Genomic DNA, 11,296 nt, shown 5'->3' on the forward strand with positions numbered 1-11,296 from the left:
CGTTTGTCGTTCCGCACGGCGCCTGCGCTGGCGTCGCGGGCCTGCGCGCGTCCTGGTCCGAAGCGAGGCATGACGGACTACGCCCGAACCGACGCCGATGACGGCGTCCTTGGCCCGTCACGTCCTGACCGGGCGGGGCAAGTTCATGCCTTCAATCTGCGCTGCAAGACATCAAAAGACGATTTTAAGAATTTCGATTGATAGCGGTTCGACTAATTCCGAGGGGAAACGCCGTGAGCGAATCGACCGGTACGGGCAGACGGCTGCAGCGAGGAGCGATCTACGCATTGGGGCAGGTGATTGCGGTGGGCGTTGTGATGGGCACGACGGCGGGCGATGCTTACGCCTCCTGTACGACCAGCGGCACGACAATAAGTTGTACCGGCGCGGCGAATCCTCTCGCGCCCGGATTTTCCAGTAGTACGAACAATCTCACCGTCAACGTGGCGTCGGGGTCGAGTCTTGGCGTGCTGCTGGGCGTTGGCGGCACGGCGCTTTCGCTCACGGGCAATAACGTCACGCTCAATAACGCCGGCACCGTCGATCCTTCGCTGCTCGGCGCGCTGAGCATACTATCCAGCGGCACCGTCATCGGCAACAGCAGCGCGAGCAACGTCAACATCACCAATTCGGGCACGATGAACGGCACGATGGGCGCGGTTACGCTCAACGTCGCGAGCCTCACCGGTCTGGCGCTGGCCGTGCAGAACGGCGCGGGCGGCGTCACCAACATCACCAATACCGGCACCATCGGCTCCGCGTCGATCGCGGGTGTGTCGATCGCGCCGGGCGATCGCACGTCGGTAGCGGTCTATGGCGGCAGTCAGGTCAACTTCACCAACAGCGGCACGATCACAGGCCGCGTGGGGCTGCAGGCGTCCTCGACGGCAGGAACCGGCAATACCTTCACCAACGCGGGCAGCATCATCGGCAGCGTGTCGATGGGGGCGGGCAGCGCCAATACCTTTTACGCGCAGACCGGGTCGTCGGTGACGCCGGGTGCGGGCGCGTCGCTGGATGTGCTGGGAATCGCGGGGCTTACGCTGGGTTTCGCACAGGCCGGTTACGTCGATGGCGGCGCGGGCGGCAACAATACGCTGCATCTGCAACAGGCCGCAGGCGGTCCGGGCACCGGTTCGATCTCGCTTGCCAACTACATCAACTTCAATCATCTCGCCATCGATAGCGGCAGCTGGGCCTTGAGCGGTGCGTCGAGCGCGGCCGATGCGACGCTTGGCGCGGCGGCTACGGCAATCCTGGACAATGCCCAGGGCCTGGGCACCGGCACGATCGCGGCGACGGGCGGGGCGCTGCAAAGCAGCGTGGCCGGACTCAACATAGCGAACACGATTTCGCTCGGCACGGGCGGCCTGATTGCTTCGGGGTCCAATGCATTTACGTTGTCGGGCGTGATTGCCGGAACGGGCACACTCACGCAATCGGGCACGGGCGCGCTCTCGCTCACGGGCGCGAACACCTATACCGGTGGCACGACGCTCAACTCGGGGGCCATCGTCGTCGGCAACAATGCGGCGCTGGGCACCGGCGCGCTCGCGCTTGGCGGTGCGGGCACGCTCGACACCAGCGCGGCGGGACTGTCGATTGGCAACGCGGTGAATCTTGGGGCGAATACGCTGACCCTGGGCGGCAGCAATGCGGCGACGCTCGCGGGCGTGATCGCGGGCACGGGCGCGCTGGTCAAGAACGGCGTGGCAACGGTGACGCTCACCGGCATCGATACCTACACCGGCGGCACGACGGTCAATGCAGGCACGCTGGCGCTGGGCGCGGGCGGTCAACTGGCCGCGACAGGTGCGCTCAACGTGGCGTCGGGCGCGGTTTTCGACATTGGCGCGGCAAGCGCGAATCAGACCATTGGTGCGCTGGCGGGGGCGGGCGGCGTGACGCTCGGCGCCCGCACGCTGACCTTCGGCGATGCGACGAACCAGACCTTCAGCGGCGTGACAAGCGGAGCGGGTGGTCTCGTCAAGCAGGGCAGCGGCACGCAGACGCTCACGGGCGTCAACACCTACACGGGCGGCACAACGGTCAACGCGGGCACGCTGGCGTTGTCGGGCAGCGGCGCGCTGGCGTCGTCAGGCGCGGTAAATCTTGGCGGCAGCGGTGCGGGTTTTTCGATTGCGGGCGCATCGGGCGCGCGCACGATCGGGGAGCTTGCGGGCGTGGCGGGATCGAGCGTGCTGCTGGGCGCGAATACGCTGACATTCGGCGATGCCACTAACCAGACCTATGCGGGTGCGATTGGCGGCACGGGCGGCATCGTCAAGCAAGGCAGTGGCACGCAGACGCTCAGTGGTGCGAATAGTTATACGGGTGGCACGACCGTTAGCGCGGGAACCCTGGCGCTGGGCGCGGGCGGATCGCTGGCGCCCACGGGCGCGGTGAATCTTGCCAATAGCGGCGCGGTGTTCGATATCAGCAATGCGGGCACGGGTGCGACGGTCGGCGCGCTCTCGGGTGTGGCGGGCAGCGCTGTCAATCTCGGTGCCAATGCGCTCACATTCGGCGACGCCACCAGCCAGACCTTCGCGGGCACTATTGGCGGCACGGGCGGGGTTGTCAAGCAGGGCAGCGGCACGCAAACGCTTACGGGCACGAACACTTATACGGGCGGCACGACCGTCAACGCGGGCACGCTGGCGCTGGGCGCAGGCGGCAGTCTCGCGAGTACGGGCGGTGTGACGCTGGGCGGCACGGGCGCTTCGTTCAATATCGGCGCGGCGGGCAACCAGACGATTGGCGCGCTGGCGGGCGTGGCTGGCACCACGGTGGCGCTGGGCGCGAATACGCTGACATTTGGCAACGCCTCCAATCAGACCTTCGCGGGCGCGATCACCGGTACGGGCGGCATCGTCAAGCAAGGCAGCGGCACGCAGACGATAAGTGGTACGAACAGCTATACAGGCGCGACGACGGTTAATGCGGGTACGCTGGCGCTCTCTGGAACGGGCACGCTGGGGGCGGCTTCAAATCTCACACTCGCCAACGCAGGCAGCGCGTTCGATATCAGCGCAGCGACGGGTGCGACCACGATTGGCGCGCTGAATGGCGTGGCGGGCAGCGCGGTCGCGCTGGGCGGCAATGCACTCACGCTGGGTAGCGTGGCCAACGGCGCTTTCGCGGGCACCATCGGCGGCACGGGTGGTGTTGTGAAGCAGGGCAGCGGCACGCAATCGCTTACCGGCACGAACACGTATACGGGCGACACAACCGTCAACGCGGGCACCCTCGCGATAGGTGCAGGCGGTTCGCTGGCTTCGACAGGCGCGGTTAATCTCGCCAATACGGGCGCGGCCTTCGATATCAGCGCGGCGGGCGCGAACCAGACGATCGGCGCGTTGAGCGGCGCAAGCGGCAGCACGCTCGCGCTGGGCAGCAATGCGTTGACGTTCGGCGATGCCACGAACCAGACCTTCGCAGGCTCGATCAACGGCACGGGCGGCATCGTCAAGCAGGGCAGCGGCACGCAGACGCTCAGCGGCGCGAGCACCTTTAGCGGCGGCACGATGCTCGATGCGGGCGGTCTCGTGCTCGGTAATGGGTCGGCGCTGGGCACGGGCGTGCTCACGGTGGGCGGTCCGGCATCGCTCGACACCAGCAGCGTGCTTACGCTCGCCAATGACATCGTGCTCGATAGCGGTTTGAGCGTGCTCGGCTCGAATGGCTTGACGCTCTCGGGTGTTCTTTCCGGAGCGGGCAGTCTGACGAAGAACGGCGCGGCGACACTCACGCTCACTGGCGCGAACACTTACACGGGCGGCACGACCGTCGATGCGGGCACGCTGGCGCTGGGTGCTGGCGGCTCGCTCGCCAGCACGGGCGCGGTGAATCTCGCCAACGCGGGTGCAACTTTCGATATCGGCAATGCGAGCGGGGCGCAGACGATCGGCGCGCTCAATGGCGCGGCGGGCAGCACGCTCGCGCTGGGCGCGAACTCGCTGACTTTCGGCGATGCGGGCAACGCGAGCTTTGGTGGCGCGATCACGGGTACGGGCGGCATCGTCAAGGAGGGGGCGGGCACGCAGACGCTGAGCGGCGCGAGCACGTTCAGCGGCGGGACGACGCTCAACGCCGGTGGCATCGTCGTGGGGAACAACTCGGCGCTTGGCACGGGCGCGGTGTCGGTGACCGGGCCGGCGACGCTCGATAGCACCACGGCGACGACGCTCGGCAATGCGTTCACGCTTGGCAATGGACTGACCGTTCTCGGCAGTAACGACCTGACGCTCAACGGCGCGCTTTCCGGCGCAGGCAGTCTAACCAAGACGGGCGCGGCGACGCTCACGCTCGATGGCGCGAATACCTACACGGGCGGCACGACCGTCGATGCGGGGACGCTGGCGCTGGGCGCGGGCGGCTCGCTCGCCGCGATGGGCGCGGTCAATCTCGCCAATGCGGGCGCGACGCTCGATATCGGCAATGCGGGCGGCGCGCAGACCATTGGCGCGTTGAGCGGCGTGCTGGGCAGTGCCGTGACGCTGGGCGCGAATACGCTCACGTTCGGCGATGCGGGCGACGAGACCTTCGGCGGCGTGCTGCAAGGCACGGGCGGCATCGTCAAGCAGGGCAGCGGCACGGCCACGCTCACGGGCGCGAACACCTTCACGGGCGACACGACCATCAACGCTGGCACGCTCGCGATCGGCGCAGGCGGTTCGCTGGCGGCGACCGGCGGCGTCAATCTCGCCAATGCGGGCACGGCGTTCGACATCAGCAACGCGGGCGCTGCGCAAACCATTGGCGCGCTAAATGGCGTGGCGGGCAGCAACGTGAACCTTGGCGGCAATACGCTTGCGTTGGGTGACGGGGGCAGCGCCACGAATGCCACTTACGGCGGCACGATCGGCGGCACGGGCGGTATCGTCAAGAACGGCGCTGGCACGCAGACGCTAAGCGGTACGAATAATTTCAGTGGCGGCACCACGCTCAACGCGGGCGGGCTGATCGTCGGCAACGATGCGGCGCTCGGTTCGGGCGCGCTCACGGTGGCGGGCGCAGCGACGCTCGACAGTTCGTCGGCGACGACGCTTGCTAATGACGTTGTACTCAATAGCGGATTGAACGTGGTGGGCAGCAACGACCTGACGCTGAACGGCGTGCTTTCAGGTGCGAGCGGCCTGACGAAAGACGGCGCGGCCACGCTCACATTGAACAATGCGAATGCGTACACCGGCGGGACGGCGCTCGACGCGGGCACGCTCGTGGTGGGCAACAATGCCGCGCTTGGTTCGGGCGCGTTGACGGTGAACGGTGCATCGACGCTCGATAGCTCCACGGCGACCACGCTCGCCAACGACATCACGCTCAATGGCGCCTTGAACGTGGCGGGCAGTAACGACCTCACGCTCAATGGCGTGCTGTCGGGCGCGAGCGGCCTCACGAAGAACGGCGCGGCCGCGCTCACGCTGAACAACGCCAACACTTATAGCGGCGGCACGACGCTCGATGCGGGCACGCTCGTGGTCGGCAATAACGCGGCGCTGGGCACCGGAGCGGTCACTGTGAACGGCGCGGCGTCACTCGATAGCTCCACCGCCACGGCGCTTGCGAACGACTTCATCCTGAACGGCAGCCTCACGTTGGCGGGCAGCAACGACGTCACGCTCAACGGCGTGCTCGCGGGCACCGGCAGTCTGACCAAGAACGGCGCGGCCACACTCACGCTCAACGGCGCGAACACCTACACGGGCGGCACGCAGATCAACGCGGGCACGCTTGCGCTGGGCGCAAACGCGAGTCTCGCGGCGAGCGGCATCCTCGATGTCGTGACCGGCGCGACTTTCGATCTTTCGGCGGGCAACGGGCAGCAGCAGTTCGGTACGCTCACGGGCGGCGGCACGGTGCTGCTGGGCGCGAACAATCTCACGCTGGGCAGCGCGGCCGATGGCACCTTCAGCGGCGCGATTGGCGGCAGCGGCAGTCTGACCAAGGTCGGCACCGGCACGGAAACGCTCACGGGCGCGAACACTTTCACGGGCGGCACGACCATTGACGCGGGCACACTCGCACTTGGCGCGGGCGGCTCGCTGGCGAGCACGGGCGCGGTGGATCTTGCCAATAGCGGCACGGGTTTCGATATCGGCGGCGCAAGCGGTGCGCAGACCATCGGCGCGCTGAGTGGCGTGGACGGCAGCACGGTCACGCTCGGCGCGAACACGCTGACGTTCGGCGACGCCGGCGACGAAACCTTTGGCGGCGTGTTGCAGGGCACGGGCGGCATCGTCAAGCAGGGCGGCGGCACGGCCACGCTCACGGGCATCAACACCTTCACGGGCGGCACGACGGTGAATGCAGGGACGCTCGCGATTGGCGCGGGTGGATCGCTGGCGGCCACGGGCGGCGTGAATCTGGCCAATGCGGGCACGACGTTCGATATCGGCGGCGCAGGCGCGGCGCAGACCATCGGCGCGTTGAGCGGCGTGGATGGCAGTGCCGTGACGCTGGGCGCGAATACGCTCACGTTCGGCGATGCGGGCGACGAGACCTTCGGCGGTACGATTGCCGGCACGGGCGGCATCGTCAAGGCGGGCAGCGGCACCGCAACGCTCACCGGCACGAACACGCTCACCGGCACGACCACTGTCGATGACGGCACGCTCGCGCTGGCGGGCAACGGTACGCTTTCTTCCAGCGACGTCACCCTTGCCAACGCGGGCGCGACGCTGGACGTAAGCGCGGCCACGGGCACGCCGACCATCGGCGCGCTCAATGGCGTGAGCGGCAGCGCGGTTGCGCTTGGCGGCACGACGCTCACGCTTGGCAGTGCGAATAATGGCTCGTTTGATGGATCGATTGGAGGCACCGGCGGTATCGTCAAGCAGGGCAGCGGCACGCAGACGCTCACGGGCGCGAACACCTTCACGGGCGGCACGACCGTCAACGCGGGCACGCTGGCGATTGGCGCGGGCGGCTCGCTCGCTTCGACGGGCGCGGTGACGCTGGCTGGCAGCGGCGCAGGCTTCGATATCAGCGGCGCAAGCGGCACACAAACCATCGGCGCGCTGAGCGGCGCGGGCGGGAGCACGGTGAGCCTGGGCGGCAATACGCTCGCATTCGGCGATTCGAGCAACCAGAGCTTCGACGGCACCATCAGCGGCACGGGCGGCATCGTCAAGCAAGGCAGCGGCACGCAGACGCTCACGGGTGCGAACACCTACAGCGGCGGCACGACGATCGACGCGGGCGGCATCGTGGTGGGCAACAACGCGGCGCTGGGCACGGGCGCGGTCACGGTGAACGGCGACGCGACACTCGACAGCACGACGGCCACGACACTCGGCAACGACTTCGTGCTCAACAGCGGCCTCACGGTGCTCGGCAGTAACGATCTCACGCTCAACGGCGCACTTTCGGGCGCGGGCGGCCTGACCAAGGACGGCGCGGCCACGCTCACGCTCAACGGCACCAACACCTACACCGGCGGCACCCAGGTCAACTCGGGCACGCTCGCGCTGGGCGCGAACGCGAGCCTCGCTTCGACCGGCATCGTCGATATTGCCGATGGAGCGACCTTCGATCTTTCCGCGGGTAACGGGCAGCAGCAGTTCGGCACGCTCGTCGGCGGCGGCACGGTGAATCTGGGCGCCAACGATCTCACGCTCGGCAGCGCGGACGATGGCACTTACACGGGTTCGATCGGCGGCACCGGTAGCCTCACCAAGATCGGCAGCGGCACGGAAACGCTCACGGGCGGCAACACCTATACGGGCGGCACGACCATCGATGCGGGAACGCTGGCGATTGGGGCGGGCGGTTCGCTTGCGAGTACTGGCGTGGTGACCCTGGCGGGCAGCGGCACGACCTTCGATATCAGCGGCGCGCTCGCGCCGCAGACCATCGGCGCCTTGAGCGGCGTGGGCGGCAGCACGGTAGCGCTGGGCGGCAATACGCTGACGTTCGGCGACGGCAGCGACGCTACCTTCGGCGGCACACTCGCGGGCACGGGTGGCATCGTCAAGGCGGGCGCGGGCACCGAAACGCTCACGGGCGCCAACACTTTCACGGGCGGCACCACTATCGACGCGGGGACGCTCGCGATTGGCGCGGGCGGGTCGCTTGCGACCACGGGCGGCGTGAATCTCGCCAATGCAGGCACGACTTTCGATATCAGCGGCGCGGGCAGTCCGCAGACGATCGGCGCGCTCAACGGCGTAGCGGGCGGCACGGTCAACCTGGGCGGCAACACGCTCACACTTGGCGATGCCAGCGCCGCGGCGTTTGGCGGCACTATCGCGGGCACGGGCGGCATCGTCAAGACGGGCAGCGGCACCGAAACGCTCACCGGCGCGAACACATACAGCGGCGGCACGACGCTTGACGCCGGCACGCTTACGGTGGGCAACGACGCGGCGCTTGGCAGCGGTGCGCTGACCGTGAGTGGCGCATCGACGCTCGATAGCACGACGGCGACCACGCTCGGCAACGATGTCGCGCTGGGCGCAACGCTCAGCGTTGCGGGTTCCAACGACCTCACGCTGAACGGCACGGTCTCCGGCGCAGGCGGCCTCACCAAGAACGGCGCGGCCACGCTCACGCTGGGCGGCGCGAACACCTACAGCGGCGCGACCCAGGTGAACGCGGGCACGTTGGCGCTGGCGCGCAACGGCACGTTGTCTGCGTCGAGCGATGTCGATCTTGCCAACGCGGGCGCGGCGCTTGATGTGAGCGCCGCCACCGGCACACCGACCATCGGCGTGCTTAACGGCGTGGACGGCACGACGGTCGCGCTTGGCGGCAACACGCTCACGCTCGGCAACAGCGGCGACGGCAGCTACGGTGGCACCATCGCGGGCACGGGCGGCGTCGTCAAGGCGGGCAGCGGCACGCAGACGCTCACCGGTGCGAGCAGCTATACCGGTTCGACCACCGTCGATGGCGGCACGCTGGCGCTGGCGGGCAACGGCACGCTGTCTGCTGCGACCAACGTGAATCTTGCCAATGCGGGCACGACGCTCGACGTGAGCGGCGCGGCCAGCGGCGCCACGCCGACGGTGGGTTCGCTCTCGGGCGTGGCGGGCAGCAACGTCACGCTGGGCGGCAGCACGCTTACGCTCGGCGGCGGTTCGGACGGCAGCTTTGGCGGCACAATCGCGGGCGCAGGCGGCGTCGTCAAGGCAGGCGCGGGTACGCAGACGCTTAGTGGTACGAACACTTATAGCGGCGGCACCATGCTGGCAGGCGGCACGCTGATCGCGGGCAGCGACACGGCGCTGGGCAGCGGCACGCTCACGGTCGCCGCGCCAGCCACGCTCGATGCGTCCACGGCCGTCAATCTGGCGAACGCCGTCGAACTCGATGCGAGCGCAACGATAGGCGGCAGCGCCGACACGGTGCTCTCCGGCGTGGTGTCCGGCACGGGCGGCATCGTCAAGAACGGCCAGGCGGGTCTCACGCTCACCGGCGACAACAGCTATACGGGCGGCACGACGGTCAATTCCGGCACGCTCACGCTCGGCTCGAACGGCGCGCTCGGCGGCGGTGGCCTGACGATGAACGGCGGTACGCTGGCGCTCGGTGTGGCGGGCGGTGCGCCGCTGGCCGTGTCGGTCGGCTCGCTCGACGGCGCGGCGGGTTCGACGCTCGACCTCGGCAATTCAGGCCTCACCGTGAACGGCGGCGGCAGCTTCGGCGGCACGCTTTCCGGCGCGGGCTCGCTCACCAAAGCGGGCGCGGATTCGACGCTCACGCTCTCGGGCACCAACAGCTATAGCGGCGCAACCACGGTGGCGGGCGGCACGCTGGCCGTGAGCGGCTCGGCGGCTAATTCGACGGTCACCGTGCAGTCGGGCGGCACGCTCACGGGCACCGGCACGGTCGGCGGCCTGGTCGTGCAGAACGGTGGCACCGCGGCGGCGTCCACCCCGGGTTCGAGCCTCAACGTGGGCGGCAACGTCACTTTCGAGCCGGGTTCGACGCTGCAGGTCGCGACCACGACGCAGCAAAGCGGCAAGGTTTCCGCGACCGGCACGACGACCATCAACGGCGGCACGGTCAGCGTGGTTGCGGCGCCGGGCGTCTATACGCCGTCCACGCAGTATCCGGTCATCACCGCCGCAAACGGCGTGAGCGGTACCTTCTCGGGCGTCAACTCGAACCTGCCGTTCCTCACGCCGACGCTCAGCTACGGCTCGAACACGGTGACGCTGAGCTTCGCGCCCAACGGCGCGGCGCTGGGCTCGGCAGCGACGACGCCGAACCAGTCGAGCGTGGCCACGGCGATCGGCAGCATGCCGTCCACCGCGCCGCTGCTCGCAGCCGTGACCTCGGGCGACGTGGCGACGGCGCGTCAGGCCTTCGACATGGTGAACGGCCAGTTGATCGCCGATGCAAAGACGGTGTTCCTGCTCGATACGCGTTACCTGCGCGATGCGGTCACGGACCGCCTGCGTCAGGGCCTTGCGCCTTCGAGCGGCCCGCTGTCCGCGCTTGCAGGCGGCCCCGCGCTATGCGATCAGCGCATGAGTCAGGGCGCGATGTCGGCGGGGCAGTCGGATGCGGCGCGCGGAGGTTCGGCCGGGGCCTGCGTGGATCAGCGCCCATATCAGCCGGTGGTCTGGGCGCAGGGCTACGGCGCGGATAGCCGGCTGGCCGGCAACGACAATTCCGCGGGGCTGGATCGCACCTCGGCGGGCGTGATTGGCGGTGCGGACATGGCGCTGTCCGATCACTGGCGCGTGGGTGCGGCGGGTGGTTTCGCGCATAGCTCGCTGGAGAACGGTCTGAACTCGTCGGCTTCGGTTGACACGTATCACGTCGCGCTTTATGGCGGCGGTCAGTACGGGCCGGTGGGCGTGCGCTTGGGCGCGTCCTACACCTGGAACGACGTGAGCGAGGACCGCTACCCGGCCTTCACTGGCTATAGCGACCACGACAGCGCGAATTACGATGCGAAGGCGGCGCAGGTGTTCGGCGAAGTGGGTTACGCGGTGCCGCTCGAGCGCTTCGCGGTGGAGCCGTTCGCGGGCCTCGCCTACGTGAACCTGCATACCGATGGCTTCACGGAAAGCGGCGGATCGAGCGCGCTGCGCAATCAGGGCGATACCGAGAACATCGGTTATTCGACCCTCGGCCTGCGCATCGCGACGCGTCTGGGCGAGTTGCCGCTTGCTAGCCTCAGCGCGCACGCGATGGCGGGCTGGCGGCATGCTTTCGGCAATACGCAGCCGGCCTCGACACTGGCTTTCGTCGATGGCGGGTCGTCGTTCTCGGTGGCGGGCGTGCCGATTGCGCGCGACACTGCCGTGGTCGAACTGGGTGTCGATGCGAACCTGGCGAA

At 68.4% G+C, this 11,296-nt stretch carries 1 protein-coding gene; it reads left to right on the forward strand.

Translation table 11 applies throughout. The annotated features are described in order from the left end of the window. Positions 1-233 precede the first annotated feature (233 nt). Positions 234-11,296: autotransporter-associated beta strand repeat-containing protein (locus VG320_RS17630; protein WP_327201373.1), on the forward strand; the 11,063-nt coding region annotated here is incomplete at its 3' end.

Source organism: Paraburkholderia sp. (genome assembly GCF_035948235.1).
GTDB lineage: Bacteria > Pseudomonadota > Gammaproteobacteria > Burkholderiales > Burkholderiaceae > Paraburkholderia.